This window comes from Streptomyces sp. NPDC051636 (assembly GCF_044453765.1).
In the GTDB taxonomy this organism is placed as follows: domain Bacteria; phylum Actinomycetota; class Actinomycetes; order Streptomycetales; family Streptomycetaceae; genus Streptomyces.
In genome coordinates, this window is sequence record NZ_JBITDA010000005.1 from 112088 (window position 1) to 136895 (window position 24808).

At 69.0% G+C, this 24808-nt stretch carries 23 protein-coding genes and 1 tRNA gene; 12 read left to right on the forward strand and 12 right to left on the reverse strand.

The genetic code is table 11. The annotated features are described in order from the left end of the window. The first annotated feature begins 100 nt into the window (after positions 1-100). Positions 101-1432 (forward strand): serine/threonine-protein kinase, encoded by a 1332-nt coding sequence (locus tag ACIBBH_RS12140; RefSeq protein WP_399404149.1) that lies wholly within the window; start codon positions 101-103, stop codon positions 1430-1432. On the opposite strand, the gene ACIBBH_RS12145 is transcribed toward ACIBBH_RS12140, so the two are convergent. Both ACIBBH_RS12145 and ACIBBH_RS12150 read right to left on the reverse strand, forming a co-directional pair. After that, the gene (locus ACIBBH_RS12145; RefSeq protein ID WP_399404150.1) at positions 1396-2757 is read right to left on the reverse strand and encodes a hypothetical protein; all 1362 of its coding nucleotides are present in this window, start codon (positions 2755-2757) and stop codon (positions 1396-1398) included. The two genes, ACIBBH_RS12140 and ACIBBH_RS12145, sit on opposite strands and share 37 nt — an antisense overlap. Positions 2758-2879: 122 nt before the next feature. After that, positions 2880-3008, reverse strand: a complete 129-nt coding sequence (locus ACIBBH_RS12150) for a DLW-39 family protein (RefSeq protein ID WP_003999697.1) — start codon at positions 3006-3008, stop codon at positions 2880-2882. Between the two features lie 315 nt (positions 3009-3323). Between ACIBBH_RS12150 and ACIBBH_RS12155 the strand changes: the two genes are divergently transcribed. Further along, positions 3324-3644, forward strand: a complete 321-nt coding sequence (locus tag ACIBBH_RS12155) for a DUF6344 domain-containing protein (RefSeq protein ID WP_399404151.1) — start codon at positions 3324-3326, stop codon at positions 3642-3644. Between the two features lie 384 nt (positions 3645-4028). Next, on the forward strand, positions 4029-4310 hold the full coding sequence (locus tag ACIBBH_RS12160; RefSeq protein WP_399404152.1) for a hypothetical protein: 282 nt from the start codon (positions 4029-4031) through the stop codon (positions 4308-4310). Here ACIBBH_RS12160 and ACIBBH_RS12165 read toward each other — a convergent pair. From ACIBBH_RS12165 to dnaA, 9 genes are all read right to left on the reverse strand, one after another. Then, positions 4299-4375 (reverse strand) — tRNA-Ile (locus tag ACIBBH_RS12165). The genes ACIBBH_RS12160 and ACIBBH_RS12165 overlap by 12 nt on opposite strands. 89 nt (positions 4376-4464) lie before the next feature. Beyond that, positions 4465-5190: a DUF3566 domain-containing protein gene (locus ACIBBH_RS12170; protein ID WP_399404153.1), complete on the reverse strand. Its 726-nt coding sequence runs from the start codon at positions 5188-5190 to the stop codon at positions 4465-4467. Positions 5191-5208: 18 nt separating this feature from the next. Further along, the gene (gyrA, locus tag ACIBBH_RS12175) at positions 5209-7803 is read right to left on the reverse strand and encodes a DNA gyrase subunit A (protein ID WP_399404154.1); all 2595 of its coding nucleotides are present in this window, start codon (positions 7801-7803) and stop codon (positions 5209-5211) included. Between the two features lie 42 nt (positions 7804-7845). Next, the gene (gyrB, locus tag ACIBBH_RS12180) at positions 7846-9930 is read right to left on the reverse strand and encodes a DNA topoisomerase (ATP-hydrolyzing) subunit B (RefSeq protein ID WP_399404155.1); all 2085 of its coding nucleotides are present in this window, start codon (positions 9928-9930) and stop codon (positions 7846-7848) included. A gap of 374 nt (positions 9931-10304) precedes the next feature. Next, positions 10305-10832 (reverse strand): DUF721 domain-containing protein, encoded by a 528-nt coding sequence (locus tag ACIBBH_RS12185; RefSeq protein ID WP_399404156.1) that lies wholly within the window; start codon positions 10830-10832, stop codon positions 10305-10307. After that, positions 10829-11950, reverse strand: coding sequence for a DNA replication/repair protein RecF (recF, locus tag ACIBBH_RS12190; RefSeq protein WP_399404157.1), 1122 nt, complete (start codon positions 11948-11950; stop codon positions 10829-10831). The genes ACIBBH_RS12185 and recF overlap by 4 nt, the downstream gene beginning before the upstream one ends. A 52-nt stretch (positions 11951-12002) precedes the next feature. Next, on the reverse strand, positions 12003-12878 hold the full coding sequence (gnd, locus tag ACIBBH_RS12195) for a phosphogluconate dehydrogenase (NAD(+)-dependent, decarboxylating) (RefSeq protein ID WP_399404158.1): 876 nt from the start codon (positions 12876-12878) through the stop codon (positions 12003-12005). 140 nt (positions 12879-13018) lie between these two features. Further along, entirely contained in the window at positions 13019-14149 is a 1131-nt protein-coding gene (gene dnaN, locus ACIBBH_RS12200) for a DNA polymerase III subunit beta (protein ID WP_399404159.1), read from the reverse strand. 1001 nt (positions 14150-15150) lie between these two features. Beyond that, positions 15151-17052 carry a chromosomal replication initiator protein DnaA gene (gene dnaA, locus ACIBBH_RS12205; RefSeq protein WP_399404160.1) on the reverse strand — a complete coding sequence of 634 codons (1902 nt, stop codon included), beginning with the start codon at positions 17050-17052 and terminating at the stop codon, positions 15151-15153. Between the two features lie 374 nt (positions 17053-17426). Between dnaA and rpmH the strand changes: the two genes are divergently transcribed. The 9 genes from rpmH (at position 17427) to ACIBBH_RS12250 (ending at position 24374) form a co-directional block, all read left to right on the forward strand. Next, entirely contained in the window at positions 17427-17564 is a 138-nt protein-coding gene (gene rpmH, locus ACIBBH_RS12210; protein ID WP_003956500.1) for a 50S ribosomal protein L34, read from the forward strand. 21 nt (positions 17565-17585) lie between these two features. Beyond that, on the forward strand, positions 17586-17957 hold the full coding sequence (gene rnpA / locus ACIBBH_RS12215; RefSeq protein ID WP_399404161.1) for a ribonuclease P protein component: 372 nt from the start codon (positions 17586-17588) through the stop codon (positions 17955-17957). After that, the gene (gene yidD / locus ACIBBH_RS12220) at positions 17954-18319 is read left to right on the forward strand and encodes a membrane protein insertion efficiency factor YidD (protein WP_399404162.1); all 366 of its coding nucleotides are present in this window, start codon (positions 17954-17956) and stop codon (positions 18317-18319) included. The genes rnpA and yidD overlap by 4 nt, the downstream gene beginning before the upstream one ends. Positions 18320-18322: 3 nt before the next feature. Further along, positions 18323-19615, forward strand: coding sequence for a membrane protein insertase YidC (gene yidC, locus ACIBBH_RS12225; protein WP_399404163.1), 1293 nt, complete (start codon positions 18323-18325; stop codon positions 19613-19615). A gap of 15 nt (positions 19616-19630) precedes the next feature. Beyond that, on the forward strand, positions 19631-20143 hold the full coding sequence (locus tag ACIBBH_RS12230; protein WP_399404164.1) for a protein jag: 513 nt from the start codon (positions 19631-19633) through the stop codon (positions 20141-20143). 117 nt (positions 20144-20260) lie between these two features. Continuing rightward, a complete protein-coding gene (rsmG, locus tag ACIBBH_RS12235) occupies positions 20261-20977 on the forward strand; it encodes a 16S rRNA (guanine(527)-N(7))-methyltransferase RsmG (RefSeq protein WP_399404165.1) in 717 nt (238 codons plus the stop codon). Between the two features lie 292 nt (positions 20978-21269). Further along, the gene (locus ACIBBH_RS12240; protein WP_399404380.1) at positions 21270-22343 is read left to right on the forward strand and encodes a ParA family protein; all 1074 of its coding nucleotides are present in this window, start codon (positions 21270-21272) and stop codon (positions 22341-22343) included. Then, a complete protein-coding gene (locus ACIBBH_RS12245) occupies positions 22340-23440 on the forward strand; it encodes a ParB/RepB/Spo0J family partition protein (protein WP_399404166.1) in 1101 nt (366 codons plus the stop codon). The genes ACIBBH_RS12240 and ACIBBH_RS12245 overlap by 4 nt, the downstream gene beginning before the upstream one ends. A 316-nt stretch (positions 23441-23756) precedes the next feature. After that, positions 23757-24374 carry a GNAT family N-acetyltransferase gene (locus ACIBBH_RS12250; RefSeq protein ID WP_399404167.1) on the forward strand — a complete coding sequence of 206 codons (618 nt, stop codon included), beginning with the start codon at positions 23757-23759 and terminating at the stop codon, positions 24372-24374. Positions 24375-24443: 69 nt separating this feature from the next. Here the strand turns inward: ACIBBH_RS12250 and trxA are convergent, their stop codons facing one another. Next, positions 24444-24773, reverse strand: coding sequence for a thioredoxin (trxA, locus tag ACIBBH_RS12255; RefSeq protein WP_399404168.1), 330 nt, complete (start codon positions 24771-24773; stop codon positions 24444-24446). Between the last annotated feature and the right edge of the window lie 35 nt (positions 24774-24808).

Below are 24808 nucleotides of genomic sequence, written 5' to 3' on the forward strand. Positions count from 1 at the left end.
GCCCGGGGAGGGGTCGTCACTCTCATCACGGGGGAAGCAAGAGGGGACGGGGGATACAGGGGTATCCGCAGGGCCTCAGGGGGAGGAGCGACGGACAGCCATGGGTGAGGTCTTCGCCGGGCGGTACGAACTGGTCGACCCGATCGGGCGCGGCGGAGTCGGCGCCGTCTGGCGTGCGTGGGACCACCGCCGTCGCCGTTACGTGGCCGCCAAGGTGCTGCAGCAGCGCGACGCCCACTCCCTCCTGCGCTTCGTACGCGAACAGGCCCTGCGGATCGACCACCCCCACGTGCTCGCCCCGGCCAGCTGGGCCGCCGACGACGACAAGGTCCTGTTCACCATGGACCTGGTCGCCGGCGGCTCACTGGTCCACCTGGTCGGGGACTACGGTCCCCTGCCGCCGGCGTTCGTCTGCACGCTCCTCGACCAGCTGCTGGCCGGGCTCGCCGCGGTGCACGCCGAAGGGGTCGTGCACCGGGACATCAAGCCCGCCAACATCCTGCTGGAGGCCACCGGCACCGGGCGCCCCCGGCTGCGGCTGTCCGACTTCGGCATCGCGATGCGGCTGGGCGAACCGCGCCTGACGGAGACCAACCTCGTGGTGGGAACGCCCGGTTACCTCGCGCCCGAGCAGATGCTGGGCTCCGACCCCGACTTCCCCGCCGACCTGTTCGCCGTCGGCCTGGTCGCGCTCTACCTGCTCCAGGGCGCCAAACCCGACGCCAAGGCGCTCGTCCAGTACTTCCTGGAACACGGCACACCCGGCACGCCCAAGGGCGTCCCCGAGCCTCTCTGGCAGGTCATCGCCTCCCTGCTGCAACCCGACCCGCTGGCCCGGTTCCGCACCGCCACCGGGGCGCGTAAGGCACTCGCCGCGGCCGCGGAACTCCTGCCGGAGCCCGGCCCGGACGACGAGCTGATCGAAATCTTCGACCAGCTCGGTCCCCTGCCGCCGGGTTTCGGGCCGGAGGGGCCGCTGGGGACCGGTTCCCCGGTGGAGGCGTACGGCGGCGGTACCGGTTCAGGCGCGGGCGCGGATCTTGCTGCGGCTGCGGATACGGGCACAGGCACGCACTCCTCCGCGTCGGACACCGGGAGCTTCCGTCTGCCGCCCCCGCGGAACCCCTCGACGCCGACGCCGACACCGACGCCCACTCCCCCGCCCACGACGCAGAGCCAAGTCCCCCCGCACCTCTCTCCGTACGCCCCCTCAGCCCCGTACGCCGTCGCATCACCCCCGTATGTCCCGCAGCAGCACACCCCCAGTCCCACCCCCACCGCTCCGTACACCGCACAGGCCCCCAGAGCCACGCGTGCCGCACACGCCGCGCGTCCCCACCGCCAGGGTCCCCCGCCCAGGATCGTGATCCCGGTCCTGCTCCTGGCGCTCGCCTGCTACGCGGTCGGGTTCTGGGCGCTGGCCCGCGTCTGAGCCGCGGCTCTGCGCCGGGCCGTCAGGGTCCACAGCCCGAGTGTCAGCAGCAGGGCGCTTCCGGTGCCGATCCCGCCGGCGGCGAGGGCCTTCATCGCGGTGTCGCCGCCGGGGGCGCCGCCCGTCTCCGCAGCTTCCCGGTCCCCGTCGGTGACCTCGAAGAGGTTCGCGGGGTCGGACTGCCCGGCGTATCCGGGTCCGGCGTGCGGCGCGCCCTCGATCCGGACGCGCAGGGTCAGCCCGAACGGTCCGTCGCCGAAGGTGTCGGCCATCTGCCCGCTGAGGTGGACGGCGAGGTAGTGGGCGCCGGCGAAGCGCAGGGCGCTGACCTCACTGCTCACGGCGTACCGGTTGGTGTACTCGACGGGCGGCAGGGGTTCGAGGGAAGCCGTCGTCTGGTTGCCGCTGTAGCCGCGGGCCGTGTCGGCGACGTCACCGCGGACGGGGTTGTACAGCGCCAGGTCGAGGGCGCCGGTGACATAGCCGCTCCGGCCGGCGGAGCTGCCCAGTTCGGCGGTGGCGGACAGCTGCTGGCCCCAGTCGACCGGGACCTTGTAGAAGAGGGTCTGCCCGGGACGGATGCGGGTCTGCCAGACGCCTTGATCCAGGGCCCGCGCCGTGGTGAACCCCGCACCGCCGGCGCGCTCCTTGGGGTCGCCGGTGAGGGGTTCGGGGGAGGAGGAGTCCCAGGCTCGGGGCGCGGCGGTGCCGTCGGCCCTGGCCCGGGGCGGCTCGGTGACCGGGGCGAGCTCGAGGCTCCACTCCTCGGCCGAGGACGCGGTGCCGGAGCCGGAGCCGGTCGCGTCGAGGCGCTCGACGACCACGTAGTACGTGCCCGCGCCCTGGCAGAGCGCCTTGCCCGTCTCGCGCACCCCCAGCGCGGTGACGGGGTGCGGGCTGAGGCCGGCGCCGAAGCGGGCGGTGGTGTAGGAGCAGGAGCCGCCGTTGGCGTCCTGCACCGACACGCTGATGCCGTCGGTGGCGGAGACCGTGACGCCCGGTGGGGGTACGGCGGTGACGGGGACGTACGCGGTGGCCGGGGCGGTGAGTTCGAGGCGGTAGTAGAGCTTGGCGTTCTTCGCGAGGGAGCTGCGGTAGGTCTCGCCGGGCTTCAGGCGTCGGGCTTCCGTGGTGCTCGCCGCTCCCGTGACGGGCCGGGCCCCCTTGGCGAAGGCGTAGCCGCCGGGCACCCCGGTCGCGGTGCCGTCGGCGGCCGCGACCCCGCCCGGCAGGACGACCGCCGTGCCCAGCAGGGCTCCGGCGACAGCGAACCGTACCGCCGTATGCCACCGGGCCGCGCCCCACCACCCCGTGCCCATCCGCATCCCGCACCGCCCCCTCGCGCTCGTACCGGACCGTCGCCCATCCTGCAACACGAAACCCCGACCGCGAGGGCGGTCGGGGCCTGCTCAGATTCCGGTGTTCCCGGAGTTCTCGGTACCGGTACTCACGAACCCGTGGGCACGGAGTCAGTCGCCTCCGTCCACAGATCCTGCTCGGCGCGATCCGCCTGGATCTGGCGGTACACGAGGAGCCCGCCGATGGCGGCCAGTGCGACCAGGAGAAGCTTCTTCACCGCGCGACCTCGTCTTTCCTTGACGTAGGGGACCTCTGGCGCCCGACTATACACACCGACCGATATCGATCGGTGACCTGCGTCGGGTCCCCAACTCCCGCCCGCGAGGACGCAGTAGGACCAGCGGTGGAAGCGACACAAGCGGAGCAGCGCCCTCCACGCTCTTCCATTTTCGGATAATTCCTCCCCTTTGCACCCATCCGGGTGGTGTTGATCTGAACATCGCCGCGCCACGGGCGTCGGTCCACCACTTCACGGCCCCCATACACATCATGAGGAAAGTACGCAAATCGCCCGACCCGAAAGTGAGGGGCCATGAACCGGAACAAGGTCATGAAGCTGTGGACCGCCATCGTCACCGCCTTCCTCGCACTGTGCACGGCGCTCGGACTCGTCACGGCGACCACCGCCGCGGCCGGACCGCAGACCGAGGCACCGTGCAACAGCACCGCTGGCCATGTGACGGCCCCGGCGATGTCCCGCTGGACCTGGTCCAAGGCCCGGTCCCTGCCCCCCACGATGAAGCAACGCATCCGCGCCGAGGCCCACGGCAAGTCCCCCAGCTGCCGCCACCGCCCCCTCACCGACCCGGAGGCCTCCCCCGCGTCGGACCCTACGGCCCCCCTGCTGATCTGAGGGCCCGCGCCCGCGCCCCAGCGACGTAACGACACAACGGCGAGTGTGCGTACACCGCCCACACAGCGAGACCCCCGACCGGCGCCGGTCGGGGGTCTTCTCGTCGAGAGGGGGAGCCTCGGTCGATCGTCCACTGAGGTCCGGCGCCGACCTGCCGCTGTTCGCGCCTGTCGGTGTCAGACGTTGGTGTCGGCCGTCCCATGCGATCTTGACAAGCGTTGCCGCGTCCACTCTGCGTTCCGTCGGACCGCCCTCGGACGAGGAAGGTGAGAAACGCGTCGACCTCGCCTTCGCCGTAGGCCTGGAGCGCCCGTGAGGCGATCGCCTTCCTCCGCTCAGCTCGCGCTCACCGGCTCTACGCGGCCTGCGTCCTGGTCCTGGTGCTTGGCCTCCGCCGCAGTGAGGCCGGTCCGGCTCGCCCGGCACACCTGCGGCACCCTGCTCGCCTTCCTGAAGGCGCACCCCAAGGTGGCTCAGGCGATCCTGCGGCACAGCCGGATCAGCATGACCATGGACGTGTACACGCACGTGGTCGGCTCCGACGAACGGGAAGCCGTCGCGATGCTCGCTGAGCTTCTGGAGATCCACTCATCGGTTGATGTCAGCCATAGATGTCAAAGACCCCCGGGCTTGATCGCCTGGGGGTCTTTTCGCTGGTGGGGCTAACAGGATTTGAACCTGTGGCCTCATCCTTATCAGGGATGCGCTCTAACCAACTGAGCTATAGCCCCGCCGCGCTCTGCGGTGTATGTCCCGCGCGCTGACACCTGAAGATTAGCGCACGACCGGGGCAGTCCCAAAATCGGTTGTCGGGGGACCGTTACTCGTCCTCGGCGAGGGTCAGCTCGACGCCGCCGACGAAGCCCGCGGAGAGGTTGTAGATGAACGCGCCGAGGGTCGCGAGAGCGGTGGCGAGGACGACGTCGATGACCGCGATGATCGTGGCGAACGTCAGGACGTGCGGAAGGGAGAGGAAGGCCTGCAGGTCGAAGCCGTTCGACTCGGTCGAGCCCGTGGCCTCCGAGATCTGGCCGCCGACCGTCGAGAAGACGCCCATCGCGTCCAGCACCATCCACAGCACCGCGGAGGCGACGACCGTACAGATGCCGATGGCGATGGAGAGCAGGAAGCTGACCTTCATCACCGACCACGGGTCGGCCTTGGCCACGCGCAGCCGCGCCTTGCGGGTGCGGGGCGTGGTGCGGGCGCCGGCACCGGTGCGCGGCCGGCGTACGGCGGCGCTGGCGCTCTGCGCCGGATAGGCCTGCGGCGGGTGGTAGGGGCCGGAGGGCTGCTGCGGCTGCCGTTCCCCGGGCAGCGGCGAGGCCGCCTCGGTCTGCGGGCCTCTGGTGTCCGTCACAGTTCCCCCCTGGGATCCATGCGTGTCAGGCGAGGGCGAGTCCGTCGCGGGTGACTTGATCGCTTTCAGGTTGGTCGTGTGCGGATCTGTCGTCTGCGCGGCGCTCGCGGCGGAGCCACGGCCGCCGCCGCCCGTTTCCGTACCCGTGGAGGTACCGGCCGACCCGGCGCCCGTGGCTCCGCTCACGATGACTCACTCCTCGTGCTACTCGTCCGAGGGCGCCTCGCCCTCGTCCGTGCCGGTGGTCGCGGCACCCTCGGCGGTCTCGTCGACGGCCACGTCGCCGTCGACCTCCTCCGCCTCGCGTCCCGCCTCGGCGTTACGTGCGATACCGACCACGGCATCGCGCTTGCCCAGGTTGATCAGTTGGACGCCCATGGTGTCACGGCCCGTCTCCCTGACCTCGTTGACTCGCGTACGAATCACACCGCCGGAGAGGGTGATGGCGAGGATCTCGTCGTTCTCCTCGACCACCAGCGCGCCCACGAGTGAGCCGCGGTCCTCCACGATCTTGGCGGCCTTGATGCCGAGGCCGCCGCGACCCTGGACGCGGTACTCGTCGACGCGGGTGCGCTTCGCGTACCCGCCGTCTGTGGCAGTGAACACGAACGTACCGGGTCGAACAACATTCATCGAGAGAAGCTCGTCGCCCTCGCGGAAACTCATTCCCTTGACACCCGAGGTGGCACGGCCCATGGGCCGCAGGGTTTCGTCCGTGGCGGTGAACCTGATCGACTGCGCCTTCCTGCTGATCAGCAGCAGATCGTCGTCGGACGAGACGAGTTCGGCTCCGATCAGCTCGTCGTCCGAACCGTCCTCGCGCTCGCGCAGGTTGATCGCGATGACGCCACCGGAGCGGGGCGAATCGTAATCCTTCAGCGGCGTCTTCTTGACCAGGCCGCCCTTGGTGGCCAGCACCAGGTACGGCGCCGCCTCGTAGTCCCGGATCGCGAGGATCTCGGCGATCGCCTCGTCCGGCTGGAAGGCGAGGAGGTTGGCGACGTGCTGGCCGCGCGCGTCCCGCCCGGCGTCGGGCAGCTCGTAGGCCTTCGCCCGGTAGACCCGGCCCTTGTTGGTGAAGAACAGCAGCCAGTGGTGCGTGGTGGAGACGAAGAAGTGGTCGACGATGTCGTCTTCCTTCAGCTTCGCGCCGCGCACGCCCTTGCCGCCGCGCTTCTGCGCCCGGTAGTCGTCCGTCTTGGTGCGCTTGACGTAGCCGCCGCGCGTGACGGTGACGACGATGTCCTCCTCGGCGATCAGGTCCTCGATGGACATGTCACCGTCGTAGGGCACCAGCATCGTCTTGCGGTCGTCGCCGTACTTCTCGACGATCGCGGCCAGCTCCTCGCTGACGATGCCGCGCTGGCGGACCGGGGAGGCCAGGATCTCGTTGTACTTGTTGATCTTCGCCTGGAGTTCGTCGTGCTCCTGGACGATCTTCTGGCGCTCCAGGGCGGCCAGACGGCGCAACTGCATCTCGAGGATGGCGTTGGCCTGGATCTCGTCGATCTCCAGGAGCTCCATCAGGCCGCCACGCGCGATCTCGACGGTGTCGCTGCGCCGGATCAGCGCGATGACCTCGTCGATGGCGTCCAGTGCCTTCAGCAGACCGCGCAGGATGTGCGCCCGCTCCTCGGCCTTGCGCAGGCGGAAGCGCGTACGGCGGACGATGACCTCGATCTGGTGCGTCACCCAGTGGCGGATGAACGCGTCCAGGGACAGCGTGCGCGGGACGCCGTCGACCAGCGCCAGCATGTTGGCGCCGAAGTTCGTCTGCAGGTCGGTGTGCTTGTACAGGTTGTTCAGGACGACCTTGGCGACCGCGTCCCGCTTCAGGACGATGACCAGACGCTGGCCCGTACGGGACGACGTCTCGTCGCGCACGTCCGCGATGCCGCCGATCTTGCCGTCCTTCACCAGGTCGGCGATCTTCTGCGCCAGATTGTCGGGGTTGACCTGGAACGGCAGCTCCGTGACCACCAGGCACTGGCGGTTCTGGATCTCCTCGACCGCGACGACCGCGCGCATGGTGATGGAGCCGCGCCCGGTGCGGTAGGCCTCCTCGATGCCCTTGCGGCCGACCACCAGGGCGCCGGTCGGGAAGTCCGGGCCCTTGATGCGCTCGATCAGGGCGTCGAGCAGCTCCTCGTGGGTGGCCTCCGGGTTCTCCAGGTACCACTGGGCGCCGGCCGCGACCTCGCGCAGGTTGTGCGGCGGGATGTTGGTCGCCATGCCGACCGCGATACCGGCCGAGCCGTTGGTCAGCAGGTTCGGGAAGCGGGCCGGCAGGACGGTCGGCTCCTGGGAGCGGCCGTCGTAGTTGTCCGTGAAGTCGACGGTCTCCTCGTCGATGTCACGGACCATCTCCATCGACAGCGGCGCCAGCTTGCACTCGGTGTAGCGCATCGCCGCCGCCGGGTCGTTGCCCGGGGAGCCGAAGTTGCCGTTGGAGTCCACCAGCGGCATCCGCATCGACCACGGCTGGGCGAGGCGCACCAGGGCGTCGTAGATCGAGGCGTCACCGTGGGGGTGGTAGTTGCCCATGACGTCGCCGACGACACGGGCGCACTTGTAGAAGCCGCGTTCGGGGCGGTAGCCGCCGTCGTACATGGCGTACAGGACGCGGCGGTGGACGGGCTTGAGACCGTCGCGGACGTCGGGCAGCGCACGGGACACGATGACGGACATCGCGTAGTCCAGGTACGAGCGCTGCATCTCCGTCTCGAGCCCGACGGGCTCGACGCGCATCGCGACTTCGCCGCCCTCTTCGGGGGTGACGGGAGTGTTCTCGTCGGCCATTGCTGGTGGGGATCCTTCCTGGTGCGGTCAGCTGAGACCGACTCAGATGTCGAGGAAGCGGACGTCCTTGGCGTTGCGCTGGATGAACTGGCGGCGGGCCTCGACGTCCTCGCCCATCAGGACCGAGAACAGGTCGTCGGCCTGGGCGGCGTCGTCGAGAGTGACCTGGCCGAGGACCCGGTGCTCCTGGTCCATGGTGGTCACGCGCAGCTCCTCGGCGTTCATCTCGCCGAGGCCCTTGAAGCGCTGGATCGAGTCCTCACGGATGCGCTTGCCGCGCTGGCGCCCCATCTCGATCAGAGCGTCGCGCTCGCGGTCCGAGTAGGCGTACTCGATGTCGTCCCGACCCCACTTGATCTTGTACAGCGGGGGGCGGGAGAGGTACACGTGCCCGGCTTCGACCAGCGGCCGCATGAAGCGGAACAGGAAGGTGAGCAGCAGGGTGCTGATGTGCTGGCCGTCGACGTCGGCGTCCGCCATCAGGATGATCTTGTGGTAGCGGAGCCTGTCGATGTCGAAGTCCTCGTGCACGCCCGTGCCGAACGCGGAGATCAGCGCCTGGATCTCCTGGTTCTGCAGGATCTTGTCGATCCTGGCCTTCTCGACGTTGAGGATCTTGCCGCGGATCGGGAGGATCGCCTGGTACTCCGGGTTGCGGCCGGACTTGGCCGAGCCGCCGGCGGAGTCACCCTCGACGATGAAGATCTCGCACTTGGTGGGGTCGTTCGACTGGCAGTCGGAGAGCTTGCCCGGCAGGGACGCCGACTCCAGCAGGCCCTTGCGGCGGGTCAGGTCGCGGGCCTTGCGGGCCGCCACGCGCGCGGTGGCCGCCTGGATGCCCTTGCGGACGATGTCCGCGGCCTCGTTCGGGTTGCGGTCCAGCCAGTCGTTGAGGTGCTCGTAGACCGCCTTCTGGACGAAGGTCTTCGCCTCCGTGTTGCCCAGCTTGGTCTTGGTCTGGCCTTCGAACTGCGGCTCGCTCAGCTTGACCGAGATGATCGCCGTCAGACCCTCGCGGATGTCGTCGCCCGTGAGGTTGTCGTCCTTCTCGCGCAGCAGCTTCTTGTCGCGCGCGTACTTGTTGATGAGCGAGGTCAGCGCCGCGCGGAAGCCCTCCTCGTGCGTGCCGCCCTCGTGGGTGTGGATGATGTTGGCGAAGGAGTACACGCCCTCGCTGTAGCCGCTGTTCCACTGCATCGCGACCTCGAGGGACAGGCTCTTGTCCTTGTCCTCGGCCTCCAGGTCGATAACGGTGGGGTGGACCACGTCTCCCTTGCGGGAGTTGAGGTACTTCACGAAGTCGACGATGCCGCCCTCGTAGTGGTACGTGACGGTCTTGACCTCGTCCTTCTCGTCGGCGCCCGCCTCGTCCGCCCCTGCGGTGGCCTTCGCCGACTCGCGCTCGTCAGTGAGTTTGATCGTCAAACCCTTGTTGAGGAACGCCATCTCCTGGAAGCGCCGCGAGAGCGTCTCGAAGGAGTACTCGGTGGTCTCGAAGATGTCCGGGTCCGCCCAGAAGGTGACCGAGGTGCCGGTCTCCTCCGTTGCCTCGTGCTTGGCCAGCGGCGCCGTCGGGACGCCCATCTTGTAGTCCTGCGTCCAGCGGTGGCCGTCGGTCCTGACCTCGATGGACACCTTGGACGACAGGGCGTTCACCACGGAGACGCCGACGCCGTGCAGACCGCCGGAGACCGCGTAGCCGCCGCCGCCGAACTTGCCGCCCGCGTGCAGCACGGTCAGCACGACCTCGACGGCCGGCTTGCCCTCGGAGGGCACGATGCCCACCGGGATACCGCGGCCGTTGTCGACGACACGCACACCGCCGTCGGCCAGGATCGTCACGTCGATGGTGTCCGCGTGCCCGGCCAGCGCCTCGTCGACGGAGTTGTCGACCACCTCGTACACGAGGTGGTGCAGGCCGCGCTCACCGGTCGAGCCGATGTACATACCGGGTCGCTTGCGGACCGCGTCCAGACCCTCGAGGACGGTGATGGCGCTGGCGTCGTACGAGGCCGTGACCTCCCCGTTCGAGGAGGTCGCCGGGCCGGTCGCGCCCGCGTCGGTGGACGGGATGTTCTCGTTGGGGTTGCCGGAATCGGCCACGAAGCGCCCTTTCTGGCACAGCACGAGCCGGGCTCGTCGGCGGGTTGCCGGAGCGGCTGCGGCATGTTGCGTTGGTCAAGCCTTGATCAGCGTTGCTCAGCTTTTCCCGGACGGTCCCCACGTTTGGGGCGGGATTGCCTTCCAGTCTACCGGTAGCGCCGACAGTGATGGGGGTTTGCCGGTACCTGAGTCCGCATGTGCCGCCCTGAACCGGTCTCGGCCGGGTCCCGATATACGGAAGGGGGCTCCAAGAGGCTCACAGCGGCACTCAGCGCTTCGAGGTGTCAACCCTTGGCTACTTCGGGGCCAGGTCAGGATTCGCAAGAGCGTGCGGTTGCGTGCCGGACCGCCGGGACACGCCCGCGGCGGGCCCCTGTGATCTTTGGATGTGAGGTCTGTCACCCGTAGGTGTCGCCGGGACCAGAGCTGCCCGGGGCGCGCAGCGGGCCGTAGTGACTGGCGGGGCCACCGGGGCCGAACACCTTGATCGTCCGGACCGCGCCGTGGCCGAGGTCCTCGTTGAGGCGGGCGACCAGCGTCGGCGCGAGCAGACGCAGATTCGTGGCCCACGCCGTGGAGTCGCAGCGCACGGTCAGCACCCGCTCGTCCTCGTCGTACTTCTCCGGGACGCAGTGCTTGGCCACGTCCTCGCCGACGATCTGCGGCCAGCGGCCCATCACACCGCCCACCGCCGCCGGGGCCTCCCAGCCGCGCTCGGTGATCAGCCGGTTGATCGCGGCGCCGAGCGCCATCGGATCGCGGCCGTCGGCGCGAGCGCCGGAGCGCAGGCCACCACGCCGCGCCTGCCTCTTCTGCTGCGCCGCGTCCCCACGCGCGCGTGCCTGCTCCTTCGCCGCGCGAAGCGCCACGCGCGCGAGGTCGACGCCCGAGGGCTCGGGGGTCTTCTCCGGCTCCTGTGCGGTCATACGCGTTCCACCACCCCGTCGGACACGGTGAACCGCGCCCCCGTGAGCACATGCGGCACGTCGTCGTCGACCGCGGCGGTCACCAGCACCTGCTCACCGGGCGCGACCAGCTCGGCCAGCCGCTCGCGGCGCCGGGCGTCCAGCTCGGCGAAGACGTCGTCGAGGATCAGCACCGGCTCGTTGCCCTCCGCGCGGAGCAGGTCGTACGACGCCAGGCGCAGCGCCAGCGCGTAGGACCAGGACTCGCCGTGGGAGGCGTACCCCTTGGCGGGCAGCTGACCGAGCTTGAGAGCCACATCGTCCCGGTGGGGACCCACGAGGGTGACCCCCCGCTCGATCTCCTGCTTACGGGCGTCGGCCAGGGCCGCCATCAGCTGCGCGTACAGGTCCTCGCGGGTGTGCGCCTCACCGGGGGCGGACGGCCTGTACTCCAGGGCGACCGGGCCACCGCCGGGGGCGAGTTGCTCGTACGCCTTGTCCGCCAGCGGCTGGAGCGCGGCGATCAGGTCGAGCCGCTGGGCGAGCAGCTCGGCGCCCACGCGCGCGAGGTGCTGGTCCCACACATCCAGCGTCGACAGGTCGATCGGGCGGCCGCCGTGACGCCGGGCCAGTGCGGCCGACTTGAGAAGGGTGTTGCGCTGCTTGAGTACCCGCTCGTAGTCGGAACGCACGCCCGCCATGCGCGGGGAACGAGCGGTGATCATCTCGTCCAGGAACCGGCGCCGTTCCCCGGGGTCGCCCTTGACCAGGGCGAGGTCCTCGGGCGCGAACAGCACGGTCCGTACGATCCCCAGCACATCCCGGGGACGGACCTGCGAGGACCGGTTGATGCGGGCGCGGTTGGCCCTGCCTGGGTTGAGCTCCAGCTCGACCAGCTGCTGCCGGTCACCCTGCTTGACCTGCGCCCGGATGATGGCGCGGTCGGCTCCCATGCGGACCAGGGGGGCGTCGGAGGCGACGCGGTGGCTGCCGAGGGTGGCGAGGTAACCGATGGCCTCGACGAGGTTGGTCTTGCCCTGGCCGTTCGGGCCGACGAAGGCCGTGACGCCCGGGTCCAGCGGGACCTCGACCCGGGCGTACGAGCGGAAGTCGGCCAGCGACAGATGCGTGACGTGCATGGTCGTTCGCCGACCTCCCCCAGGGTTGTGGATCGCCGGGCGACCCTGTGGATTACTTCTTCTCTACGGCGTGGCCGCCGAACTGGTTGCGCAGCGCGGCGATCATCTTCATCTGCGGCGAGTCCTCCTGCCGGGAGGAGAACCGCGCGAACAGCGACGCGGTGATCGCCGGCAGCGGCACCGCGTTGTCGATGGCGGCCTCCACGGTCCAGCGGCCCTCGCCGGAGTCCTGCGCACAACCCCTCAGCTGCGCCAGGTGCTCGTCCTCGTCGAGGGCGTTCACCGCGAGGTCGAGCAGCCAGGAGCGGATGACCGTGCCCTCCTGCCAGGAGCGGAAGACCTCGCGGACGTTCTCCACGGAGTCGACCTTCTCCAGGAGCTCCCAGCCCTCGGCGTAGGCCTGCATCATCGCGTACTCGATGCCGTTGTGGACCATCTTCGCGAAGTGGCCGGCGCCGACCTTGCCGGCGTGCACCGAGCCGAAGTCGCCCTCGGGCTTGAGCGCGTCGAAGACCGGCTGCACCTTGGCGACGTTCTCGGCGTCGCCGCCGTACATCAGCGCGTAGCCGTTCTCCAGGCCCCAGACGCCGCCGGAGACGCCGCAGTCGACGAAGCCTATGCCCTTGGCGGCCAGCTCCTCGGCGTGCTTCTCGTCGTCCGTCCAGCGCGAGTTGCCGCCGTCGACGACGACGTCGCCGGGCTCCAGGAGCTCGGCGAGCTCGTCGATCGTGGACTGGGTGGCTTCGCCGGCCGGGACCATCACCCAGACCACGCGCGGGCCCGAGAGCTTGCCCACAAGCTCTTCGAGGCTGTGGACATCCGCGAGGTCAGCGTTGCGGTCGTATCCGATGACGGTGTGGCCGGCGCGGCGGATCCGCTCGCGCATGTTGCCGCCCATCTTGCCGAGGCCGACGAGACCGAGCTCCATCAGTTGTTCCTTAGGTTGCGGTGTGACGTGTGGGGCACTTTCGTACCTGCGTCCGAGCCTAAACCCGGACGCTCACGCACACCTGTGGGCATACGCGCTCATACGTACGCCCTCACCTGGGGCTTTACTGGGGAGCGGGCTCAGCCGCTCAGCCGCACCGGCATGATCAGGTACTTGTAGGCCTCGTCCGCCTCGGCGTCCACCGCCGGCTTGCCGCTGAGCAGCGCGGGCTTCGTGGACGTCGTGAAGGACAGCTGGGCCACCGGGGAGTCGATGGCGCTCAGGCCGTCCAGCAGGAAGGTCGGGTTGAAGGCGATGGAGATGTCGTCGCCGTCGAGCTGGGCGTCGACCCTTTCCACAGCCTGTGCGTCGTCGCTGGAGCCGGCCTCCAGGATGAGCACGCCCTGCTCGAAGCTGAGCCGCACCGGGGTGTTCCGCTCGGCGACCAGGGCCACGCGCTTGACGGCCTCCACGAAGGGGGCGGTCTCGATCACGGCGACGGTGTTGAACTCGGTCGGGAACAGCGTGCGGTACTTCGGGAGGTCGCCCTCCAGCAGACGCGTGGTCGTCCGCCGCCCGGCGCCCTCGAAACCGATCAGACCCTCGCCCTTGCCCGCGCCGGACAGCGCCAGGATGACACTGTCGCCGCTGGTCAGCGCCTTGGCGGTGTCCTGGAGCGTCTTGGCGGGGACCAGGGCCACCGCGGAGACGTCCGGGTTCTCCGGCTTCCACAGGAACTCGCGGACCGCGAAGCGGTAGCGGTCGGTGGAGGCCAGGGTGACCGTGTCGCCCTCGATCTCGATGCGCACACCGGTGAGGACGGGCAGCGTGTCGTCACGGCCGGCCGCGATGGCGACCTGCTGGACGGCGGAGGCGAAGACCTCGCCGGGGACCGTGCCGGTCGCGTTCGGCATCTGGGGCAGCGCCGGGTACTCCTCCACAGGCAGGGTGTGGAGTGTGAATCGCGAGGAGCCGCAGACCACGGTCGCCCGTACACCGTCTGTGGAAATCTCCACCGGGCGGTTGGGGAGCGCGCGGGAGATGTCGGCGAGCAGGCGGCCGGAGACGAGGACCGTGCCCTCCTCCTCGACCTCGGCCTCGACGGACACGCGCGCGGAGACCTCGTAGTCGAAGCTCGACAGGCTCAGCTGGCCGTCCTCGGCCTTCAGCAGGAGGCCGGCGAGGACAGGCGCCGGCGGACGGGCCGGGAGGCTGCGTGCCGCCCAGGCCACTGCCTCCGCGAGTACGTCGCGTTCCACCCGGATCTTCACCGTAAGCCGCCTCCTGCTTGTTGCTGCTGAGTCCTCCGACTCGGTGTCGCCGCCCACTGCGACGGGAAGGACACCGGGGACCAGTCTGACGCACCGCACCGACAGTAGGTGCCTGTCGGGGTCAAGTCGCTCCGAGGGGCGGTCGGGCTCGAGAGGGCGAGTTGTGCACAGGCCCCGCTTCGAAACGGATTTCCCGCTCTCTCTAGTCGGGAGTAGTAGTAGGGCCTGTGGATACCGTGGATAACCACGTTTTCCCAGCTCAGAGCCCAGATTTTATCCACCGGTCCTGTGGGCGACGGCAGTGGACAACCGAGGGGTTCTGTGGAGAACAGAAAGTTCTGCACACCCCGCCCACAGCCCGAGGGCAGTTCTCCCCAGCTGCGTCCCCAGATTTACCCAGGTTTCCCACACCCCAATCCGGCACCTTGGTGTGACGGCTTTCACTCCGGGCGGTGATCGGGTGCGTCGCGTTGCCGAACAGTGGACAGCGGTGTGGAGAACCAGGCGATCGCTGGGGACAACCGGCCCCAGCCTGTGGGTTCCCGGTGGACAACTCCGTGCACAGCCTGTGGATCCCTCCGTCGTCCACAGTCTGTGGAGATCGTTCATCCACCAATCCACAGGCATGTGAGCTGGGCTGATGGTCTTTCAACAGCACAGCCTGTGGAAGGTTTCGGGACAACTCCGCGGTCCCCAGCGTGTGGACGGAAGAAAGTCCCCGAATCTGTGGAGGGCGGCCGTAACCCGACGGGTAATCGAACACCGGGTGGCTGGGAAGGGGACGGGGACAGCGCACCGGGGGCGGCGATTCGCCCTCGGGAGGGCCCGCCGCGGCTCCCCTGGGCGACGGCTCGGCAGCGCGACGGGCACGCCTGACAGTGGCCCGGCGGCGGGCCGGCCCGGCGCTGCCCGCCTGCCCCGCATGCCCCGCCTGTCCACCCGTACGAAAGGGCGCCCCGGGATGTCCCCAGGGCGCCCTCTGCGCGCCGCGGCCGGCGCCGTCAGCCGTTCTTGATGCGGTTGGTCAGCTCGGTGACCTGGTTGTAGATGGACCGGCGCTCCGCCATCAGCGCGCGGATCTTGCGGTCGGCGTGCATCACGGTCGTGTGGTCGCGGTTGCCGAACTGCGCGCCGATCTTGGGCAGCGACAGGTCGGTGAGCTCGCGGCACAGGTACATGGCGATCTGCCGCGCGGTCACCAGGGCACGGCCGCGTGAGGTGCCGCACAGGTCCTCGACCGTGAGGCCGAAGTAGTCGGCGGTCGCGGCCATGATCGCGGTCGCGGTGATCTCGGGGGCCGCGTTCTCGCCGCCGGGGATCAGGTCCTTCAGGACGATCTCCGTCAGGCCCAGGTCCACCGGCTGCCGGTTGAGCGAGGCGAACGCCGTCACCCGGATCAGCGCGCCCTCCAGCTCGCGGATGTTCCGCGAGATCCGTGAGGCGATGAACTCCAGCACCTCCGGCGGGGCGTTCAGCTGCTCCTGCACCGCCTTCTTGCGCAGGATCGCGATACGCGTCTCCAGCTCCGGCGGCTGGACGTCGGTGATCAGGCCCCACTCGAAACGGTTCCGCAGCCGGTCCTCCAGCGTCACCAGCTGCTTGGGCGGCCGGTCGCTGGAGAGCACGATCTGCTTGTTGGCGTTGTGGAGCGTGTTGAAGGTGTGGAAGAACTCCTCCTGCGTCGACTCCTTGTCCGCGAGGAACTGGATGTCGTCGACGAGCAGGATGTCCATCTCGCGGTAGCGCTTGCGGAAGCTGTCGCCCTTGCCGTCGCGGATGGAGTTGATGAACTCGTTGGTGAACTCCTCCGAGCTCACGTACCGCACGCGCGTGCCCGGGTAGAGGCTGCGCGCGTAGTGCCCGATCGCGTGCAGCAGGTGCGTCTTGCCGAGTCCGGACTCCCCGTAGATGAAGAGGGGATTGTAGGCCTTCGCGGGCGCCTCGGCGACGGCCACCGCGGCCGCGTGCGCGAAGCGGTTGGACGCGCCGATGACGAACGTGTCGAAGAGGTATTTCGGGTTCAGCCGAGCGGTCGGCTCGCCGGGCCCGGCCGCCGGCGCGGGCTGCGCGGCCAGCGGGCCGGGGGCGCCGGTCGTGGGCAGGTTCGGGCCCACCGGTCCGCCGCGGTGCACATGGCCGGAGCCGGGCGGCTGCTCGGGGCGTTCGCGGCGGGCGGGGTCGCGCTGGTCGTAGTCGACGCGGGAGGCGTTGTAGTCCGAGCGTGACTGCTCGTAGTCCGGCCGCTGCTGTTCGTAGTCGGAGCGCTGCTTGTCGTACGACTGCTCGTAGGGCGGACGGTTCACCGCCTGCGGGCGGTAGTCCTGCGCCGGCGAGCCGTAGGAGTCGCGGTGCGGGTCACCGTACGAGTCCTGCGACGGGGACGCGTACGGATCCCGCTCGGGGAAGCCCAGGCGCTGCTGCTGCCAGCCGTACTCGTCCTGGGACGGGCGCTGCCAGCCGCCGGGCTCGGGGCGCTGGTACTCGCCGGGGTAGGCGGGCCGGACGGTGGGCAGCTGGTCGTCGGCACGGTGGCGGCCGTATCCCTCGTACTGTCCGCCGGGGAGCTCGGGCTCCTCGTAGCGCGACTGCGGCTGGGCCGCGGGTGCGGGCGGGGCCGGGGGCTCACCCGCGGAGTCGTCGACGGTGATCGCGATCCGGATCGGGCGGCCGCACTCGCGGCTCAGGGTCTCGCTGACGATCGGGGCGAGACGGCCCTCCAGCACGCCCTTCGCGAATTCGTTCGGCACGGCGAGCAGGGCGGTGTCCGCGACCAGCGCGAGCGGCTGGCAGCGCCGGATCCAGTGTTCGTCCTTCGACTCGACGCCCTGACCGCGGCCCTCCCCGAGGAGTTGCTCCAGTACTCGTGGCCACACTGCGGCAAGATCGGCAGGTACGTCAGCCACAGGGCACGCTCTCTCGCAGGTCCCACGAACGTGTGGTTGTGGGACGGGTCGGGATGTCAACCGGGTCGGTCGGGGATAAAGGAACGAATCAGAGTCCAGCCACGGTAGTCAGGGCGGCGGGTAGGGTTCAAGTTGTTGTCCCCAGCCTGTGGACAGTGTCTCTCCGTGCCCCCCGGTTTGACCGGATGGCGTAGCCCCGCGTACCGTAACCAGGTCGAGTTGTCGATGGCTGCTGCCGCCTGCCTCCGATGGGCACAGATCGCTGAAGGTGATCGGGAAGCGGTGCACTCGGGCGTGACGCGAGCTACTCGTGGGCGCACGGTGACAGCCATGACGGCACCCCGCCACTACCGATTTCTTTCTGGAGCCCCCGAGTGAGCAAGCGCACCTTCCAGCCGAACAACCGTCGTCGCGCGAAGACCCACGGCTTCCGGCTGCGTATGCGCACCCGTGCCGGCCGCGCGATTCTCGCGTCCCGCCGTAGCAAGGGTCGCGCCCGCCTGTCCGCCTGATTCCGATCAGGTCATGACGTCGTGCTGCCCACCGAGAACCGGCTGAGGCGGCGCGAGGACTTCGCGACCGCGGTACGACGGGGTCGTCGGGCAGGCCGCCCGCTCCTCGTCGTCCACCTTCGTAGCGGTGCCACGGACCCGCACGCGCCTGGGGAGAGCGCTCCCCCGACGCGTGCGGGTTTCGTCGTGAGCAAGGCCGTGGGTGGCGCGGTCGTGCGCAACCAAGTGAAGCGCAGACTTCGCCATCTGATGCGTGACCGAGTCGCCCTGTTTCCCCCCGGTAGCCTGGTAGTCGTACGAGCGCTGCCCGGAGCGGGCGACGCAGACCACGCACAGCTGGCCCGAGACCTGGATGCCGCCCTTCAGCGGCTGCTGGGAGGGGGCGCGCGATGAAGTACCCGCTGCTGGCTCTGATCAAGCTGTACCAGTGGACGATCAGCCCACTGCTCGGGCCGGTGTGCAAGTACTACCCGTCGTGCTCCCACTACGGCTACACGGCCATCGACCGGCACGGTGCGATCAAGGGAACGGCACTCACCGCCTGGCGCATCCTGCGGTGCAATCCGTGGTCGCTCGGCGGTGTGGACCATGTTCCGCCGCGCAAGCGCCCGCGGTGGCACGAAATGCTGCGTGACGCATGGCGCGCACGCAGGGGCGGGCCCTCCGCCGCCGAACCGGCCCTCGAGGGGAAGCTGCCTTCCGAGTCTCCTTCGAGCCCGGCCGCAGAGACCTCGTCCCATGCCCAAGGAGCATGATTAGTGGACACGATTGCCAGCCTCTTCAGCTTCATCACGACACCCGTTTCCTGGGTCATCGTCCAGTTCCACGCGGTGTACGGCGCCATCTTCGGACCCAACACCGGGTGGGCCTGGGGCCTGTCCATCGTGTCCTTGGTGATCCTGATCCGCATCTGCCTGATCCCGCTCTTCGTGAAGCAGATCAAGGCAACCCGGGCCATGCAGACGCTCCAGCCCGAGATGAAGAAGATCCAGGAGCGCTACAAGAACGACAAGCAGCGTCAGTCCGAAGAGATGATGAAGCTGTACAAGGAGTCGGGCACCAACCCGCTCTCCTCGTGCCTTCCCATCCTGGCGCAGTCCCCGTTCTTCTTCGCCCTGTACCACGTGCTCAACGGCATCGCGTCGAACAAGACCGTCGGCGTGATCAACCAGAGCCTCCTGGAGAGCGCGCAGAAGGCACACATCTTCGGTGCCCCGCTGGCCGCCAAGTTCCGGGACGGCAAGTCCACGGTCGAGGCGCTCGGTGCCACGGTCACGGACGTCCGGGTCGTGACCGTCATCATGATCCTCATGATGTCGGCGTCGCAGTTCTACACGCAGCGCCAGCTGATGACGAAGAACGTCGACACGACCGTGAAGACGCCGTTCATGCAGCAGCAGAAGATGCTGATGTACGTCTTCCCGGTGATGTTCGCCGTCTTCGGCATCAACTTCCCGGTCGGTGTCCTCGTCTACTGGCTGACCACCAACGTGTGGACCATGGGCCAGCAGATGTACGTCATCCACAACAACCCGACCCCGGGTTCCAAGGCCCAGGCCGCCTACCTGGAGCGTCTGACCAAGCACGTCACGCACCACGGCAAGGTCCGCAGGCGGAGCGAGAAGGCCATCGTCAAGGCGATCGTCATCAAGGGCCGTGACCGCAACGAGTTCGAGCGCAAGTTCATCAACGCCCTGAACAAGGCCGGCCTCGCGGCTCAGCCCGACGGATCCGTGGTGAAGAGTGAGACCCAGGCCGCCGTACAGACCGAGGACGGCGTGACCACGGCCGCCGCTGTCAAGCGGCAGCAGCCTAAGCGCCAGAGCAAGTCCCGGCGCCAGTCCGGCGGGCCGAAGCAGGCAGGCGACACCGCGCCGTCCACGTCGCTCGAGAAGTCCGACGAGCCCGAGGACACCAAGCCGGCGGACACCAAGCCTGCCGCCGTCGCCAAGAAGGCCGCCCAGAACCCCGGCAACGGCACCCGCAGCAAGGCCCAGTCCGGCCAGCGCAAGGGTGGCCCGCAGCGGCCCAAGTCCCCGTCCAAGAAGTAAGAAGGAGCCCATCCCGTGACGGAAGGCACCACCTCCGCCGCTGCCGAGGGTGCAGACACCCTGACCCGCCTGGAGCAGGAGGGCGAGATCGCGGCGGACTACCTCGAGGGTCTGCTGGACATCGCCGACCTCGACGGCGACATCGACATGGACGTCGAGGCCGACCGTGCCGCCGTGTCGATCATCAGCGACACGGGCAGCCGTGACCTGCAGAAGCTGGTCGGCCGGGACGGCGAGGTGCTGGAGGCGCTGCAGGAGCTGACCCGGCTCGCCGTGCACCGGGAAACCGGTGACCGCAGCCGGCTCATGCTGGACATCGCCGGCTACCGCGCCAGGAAGCGCGCCGAGCTGTCCGAGCTGGGTGCCAAGGCCGCCGCCGAGGTCAAGAGCAGCGGCGAGCCCGTGAAGCTCAAGCCGATGACCCCGTTCGAGCGCAAGGTCGTGCACGACGCGGTCAAGGCCGCGGGCCTGCGCAGCGAGTCCGAGGGCGAGGAGCCGCAGCGCTTCGTCGTCGTGCTGCCCAACTGATTCGGTACGTACGTCTCACCGGCCCCGTCTGTTGCGCAGGCGGGGCCGAATTTTGTCAGCCTGGTAGTTCTGGTGGTCGGCGCTGTTGCGCTGATGCGGTACGGAAGGACGGTCCCCGTGACGGAGGCAGCGGAGCTCCCCCCTGCGCCCGAGCAGGCGCGAGAGGTGTTTGGTGATCGCTTCGCCGATGCGGTGCGCTACGCGGAGCTGCTCGCCGAGGCCGGCGTGCAGCGCGGGCTGATCGGCCCCCGTGAGGTGCCCCGCCTCTGGGAGCGGCACCTGCTGAACTGCGCGGTGCTCTCGGAGGTGGTCCCCGAAGGCGTGACCGTGTGCGACGTCGGCTCGGGTGCCGGTCTGCCCGGGATTCCGCTGGCACTCGTCCGCGAGGACCTGAAGATCACCCTCCTGGAGCCGCTGCTGAGGCGTACCAACTTCCTCACCGAGGTCGTCGAGCTGCTGGGCCTGGACCACGTGACCGTCGTGCGTGGCCGCGCCGAGGAGGTCATGGGCAAGGTCCCGCCGGTGCATGTGGTGACGGCCCGTGCGGTGGCCCCCCTGGACCGGTTGGCCGCGTGGGGTATTCCGCTGCTGCGACCGTACGGGGAGATGCTCGCGCTCAAGGGGGACACCGCCGAGGAGGAACTGAAGGCAGCTGCCACCGCGCTGAGCAAGCTCGGTGCGGTGTCGACATCCGTCCTGCATGTCGGCGAGGGAGTGGTGGATCCGTTGTCCACCGTCGTACGGGTCGAGGTCGGGGAAAGCCCCGGCGGCGTGCGCTTCGCGGCCAAGCGGGCCAAGGCGGCGCGTACGGGACGGGCCCGTAGGCGCCGGTGAGAACGGCAGGACGGGTCGGCGAGCTGATCCGTCCTGACGACGAGACGTACTCCACACAAGCTGCCAAACCTATGCATGACGGAGTGTCGCGACAATTCGGCCCCGCTTGCTGTGCATCGTGTTTCACGTGAAACGTCGCTCACTGCTGCACGGCATCATCAGTCGCGGCCGCGCTGCGGCCGAACCCCGGGACCGTAAGCCTCTCGGCTCACTCGGAGAGGTAACGGAGTTGTCCACAGAGGTGGAATTCTCCACAGAACACCAGGCCTCACTGGTTCACGACCCCGAAGACATGGGAGGCTCTGTTCATTGCGAGCCTGAAGTCGAGGAGAGTGAATCCTTGCGGTCCGACGCCAACATCGCGGGACCGATGACCGATCCGGTCCCCGGTCCCCGTACCGAGTCGATGGGGATGGATGTTTCACGTGAAACACCACCCCCGATGGACGACACTCCCATCGGTCGTGCTGCCCAACTGGCGGTGGAGGCTCTGGGTCGCGCCGGCGAAGGCCTGCCACGGCCCGACCAGACCCGGGTCATCGTGGTGGCCAACCAGAAGGGCGGTGTCGGCAAGACGACGACCACCGTCAACCTTGCTGCTTCGCTCGCTCTGCACGGTGGCCGCGTCCTGGTGGTCGACCTCGACCCGCAGGGCAACGCCTCCACCGCTCTGGGCATCGACCACCACGCCGAAGTCCCGTCCATCTATGACGTGTTGGTCGAGAGCAGGCCTCTGTCGGAGGTGGTGCAGCCGGTCCCCGATGTCGAGGGTCTCTTCTGTGCCCCTGCCACGATCGACCTCGCCGGTGCGGAAATCGAGCTGGTGTCCCTGGTGGCACGGGAGAGCCGACTGGAACGGGCGATCCAGGCCTACGAGCAGCCGCTTGACTACATCCTCATCGACTGCCCGCCGTCGCTCGGCCTGTTGACGGTCAATGCGCTGGTGGCGGGCCAGGAGGTCCTCATCCCGATCCAGTGCGAGTACTACGCTCTGGAGGGCCTGGGCCAGCTGCTGCGCAACGTCGACCTGGTGCGGGGGCACCTCAACCCCGCCCTGCATGTGTCGACGATCCTGCTCACCATGTACGACGGCCGGACGCGTCTCGCGTCCCAGGTCGCGGAAGAGGTGCGCAACCACTTCGGTGACGAGGTGCTGCGGACGAGCATCCCCCGCTCCGTCCGTATCTCCGAGGCGCCGAGCTACGGGCAGACGGTACTGACTTACGATCCAGGATCCAGCGGTGCCCTCTCCTATCTTGAGGCGGCACGAGAAATCGCGCTGAAGGGTGTCGGCGTCAGCTATGACCCGACGCAGGCCCACATCGGCGCACAGAGCAACCCGAGCATGGTGGAGGGGATCCAGTGAGTGAGCGACGGAGGGGGCTGGGCCGTGGTCTCGGCGCACTGATCCCTGCTGCCCCGACGGAGAAAGACCCGGCCCAGGCCGCGGTGGGCGGTGGGGCATCCACGTCTCCCGCGGCGGTACCGGTGCTCACGGCCGACCGTGGAGTGGCCGCAGCGAAGGTGGCCACGCTGCCGCCTGTCACTCAGGAAACCGAGGACTTGTCGGTGAACGGCGTCGCGGAGGCACCCGCGCCTCCGATGGGCGCCCACTTCGCCGAGATCCCCCTCGACTCCATCACGCCGAACCCTCGCCAGCCGCGTGAGGTCTTCGACGAGGACGCGCTTCAGGAGCTCGTCACCTCCATCAAGGAGGTCGGCCTCCTCCAGCCCGTCGTCGTACGGCAGCTGGGCCCCGGCCGGTACGAGCTCATCATGGGCGAGCGGCGCTGGCGGGCCTGCCGTGAGGCGGGGCTCGAGGCCATCCCGGCGATCGTGCGGGCCACGGAGGACGAGAAGCTCCTCCTGGACGCGCTGCTGGAGAACCTGCATCGGGCCCAGCTGAATCCGCTGGAGGAGGCGGCCGCCTATGACCAGCTGTTGAAGGACTTCAACTGCACGCACGACCAGCTGGCGGATCGCATCGGACGCTCCCGCCCGCAGGTCTCCAACACCCTGCGGCTGCTGAAGCTCTCGCCGGCCGTGCAGAAGCGGGTGGCCGCCGGTGTGCTCTCCGCAGGGCATGCCCGGGCGCTGCTCTCCGTCGAGGACACGGAGGAGCAGGACCGGCTGGCCCACCGGATCGTCGCCGAGGGTCTGTCGGTGCGGGCTGTCGAGGAGATCGTGACCCTGATGGGCTCGCGTCCCCAGGCGACGCAGCGCTCCCGGGGACCGCGGGCCGGTACCCGCGTCTCTCCGGCGCTGAGTGAGCTGGCCACCCGGCTGTCGGACCGCTTCGAGACCCGGGTGAAGGTGGAACTGGGCCAGAAGAAGGGCAAGATCACCGTCGAATTCGCCTCCCCGGAGGATCTCGAGAGGATCCTCAGCACGCTCGCTCCGGGCGAGAAGCTGGCTCTGCAGAAGAGCCTTATGGACAGTGGGGACGAGGAGCAGGACGACTGACCCTCGGGCGGTCCCGCTCTGGTCGTGCGGGGAGCGGATCGTGTCCGGTGTGTACCGGACACGATCCGCTCTTTGCTTTCAGTCGGTATCGATGGAATCGCATCCTGGATACGATGCGATCGGGTATGGCGCATCCACCTGGTGGCACCATTGAGTGGGAGGCGGGGGCCATGCGATCGGTGAGCCGCACCGGACTGGTGAGCGCGGGCCTCGGGCTCGGCGCGGTCGGCGGGTTCGTCGGCAGTCTGCTCAGGGAACGGAGCGCACTGACAGCCGCTCGCGAGGCGGCGGGCGAAGGAAGCGAGGAACAGCCTTCATGGGGCGTCGGCTCGTACCGCTCACGCTGGACAACCTTCAGGACCTTCCCAACCGCTGCCGCTCGTGCGTCTTCTGGGAGCTGGACCCGGTCAGCGGTGAGGCCGCGGTAACGGCGGGCACAGCCGCGCTGGAGAAGGAGGCGTGGATCTCCGCCGTGCTGCTGGACTGGGGGTCCTGCGGCCGCGTCGTCTACGTCGACGACGTACCGGTGGGCTTCGTGCTCTACGCTCCCCCCGCCTACGTCCCCCGTTCCACGGCATTCCCCACGAGTCCGGTGTCCCCGGATGCGGTGCAGCTGATGACCGGGTTCATCATGCCGGGCTACCAGGGGCAGGGGCTCGGCCGGGTGATGGTGCAGACGGTCGCCAAGGATCTCCTGCGTCGCGGGTTCAAGGCGATCGAGGCGTTCGGCGATGCCCGCTGGAAGGAACCGGCCTGCCTGCTGCCCGCCGACCATCTGCTGGCCGTGGGCTTCAAGACGGTCCGGCAGCACCCCACGCATCCACGGCTGCGACTGGAGCTGCGGTCGACGCTGTCCTGGAAGGAAGACGTGGAGATGGCGCTCGACCGGTTGCTGGGAGCCGTACAGAAGGAACCGGCGCTGCGACCCCTCTGAAGCAGACGGGCTCTTCACGCCTATGGGCCAACCCCGAGGGGTTGGCCCATTCGTGTTTCACGTGAAACGTCACTCGGCGATGAAGTCCTCGAGGTCACGGACGATCGCGGCCTTCGGCTTGGCGCCGACGATGGTCTTGGCGACCTCACCGTTCTGGTAGACGTTCAGCGTCGGGATCGACATGACGCCGTACTTCGCGGCCGTGCCCGGGTTCTCGTCGATGTTGAGCTTCACGACCTCGATCTTGTCGCCGTACTCGGCGGCGATCGCCTCGAGCGACGGCGCGATCTGGCGGCACGGACCGCACCAGGCGGCCCAGAAGTCCACCAGGACGGGCTTGTCGCTCTTGAGGACCTCCTGCTCGAAGGAGTCGTCGGTCACGTTCTTCAGGTCGGCCACGGGAGGCTCCTAACTGGTTCGTGCGGTGGGGCGGA

What these genes read in the sequence shown, in the direction of transcription:
- gnd (WP_399404158.1), bottom strand. Translation starts at nt 12,878, where the DNA reads ATGGAGCTCGGTCTCGTCGGCCTCGGCAAGATGGGCGGCAACATGCGC.
- ACIBBH_RS12155 (WP_399404151.1), top strand. Translation starts at nt 3,324, where the DNA reads ATGAACCGGAACAAGGTCATGAAGCTGTGGACCGCCATCGTCACCGCC.
- ACIBBH_RS12140 (WP_399404149.1), top strand. Translation starts at nt 101, where the DNA reads ATGGGTGAGGTCTTCGCCGGGCGGTACGAACTGGTCGACCCGATCGGG.
- ACIBBH_RS12145 (WP_399404150.1), bottom strand. Translation starts at nt 2,757, where the DNA reads ATGCGGATGGGCACGGGGTGGTGGGGCGCGGCCCGGTGGCATACGGCG.
- yidD (WP_399404162.1), top strand. Translation starts at nt 17,954, where the DNA reads ATGAAGTACCCGCTGCTGGCTCTGATCAAGCTGTACCAGTGGACGATC.
- ACIBBH_RS12250 (WP_399404167.1), top strand. Translation starts at nt 23,757, where the DNA reads ATGGGGCGTCGGCTCGTACCGCTCACGCTGGACAACCTTCAGGACCTT.
- recF (WP_399404157.1), bottom strand. Translation starts at nt 11,950, where the DNA reads ATGCACGTCACGCATCTGTCGCTGGCCGACTTCCGCTCGTACGCCCGG.
- gyrA (WP_399404154.1), bottom strand. Translation starts at nt 7,803, where the DNA reads ATGGCCGACGAGAACACTCCCGTCACCCCCGAAGAGGGCGGCGAAGTC.
- ACIBBH_RS12185 (WP_399404156.1), bottom strand. Translation starts at nt 10,832, where the DNA reads ATGACCGCACAGGAGCCGGAGAAGACCCCCGAGCCCTCGGGCGTCGAC.
- ACIBBH_RS12240 (WP_399404380.1), top strand. Translation starts at nt 21,270, where the DNA reads ATGGGAGGCTCTGTTCATTGCGAGCCTGAAGTCGAGGAGAGTGAATCC.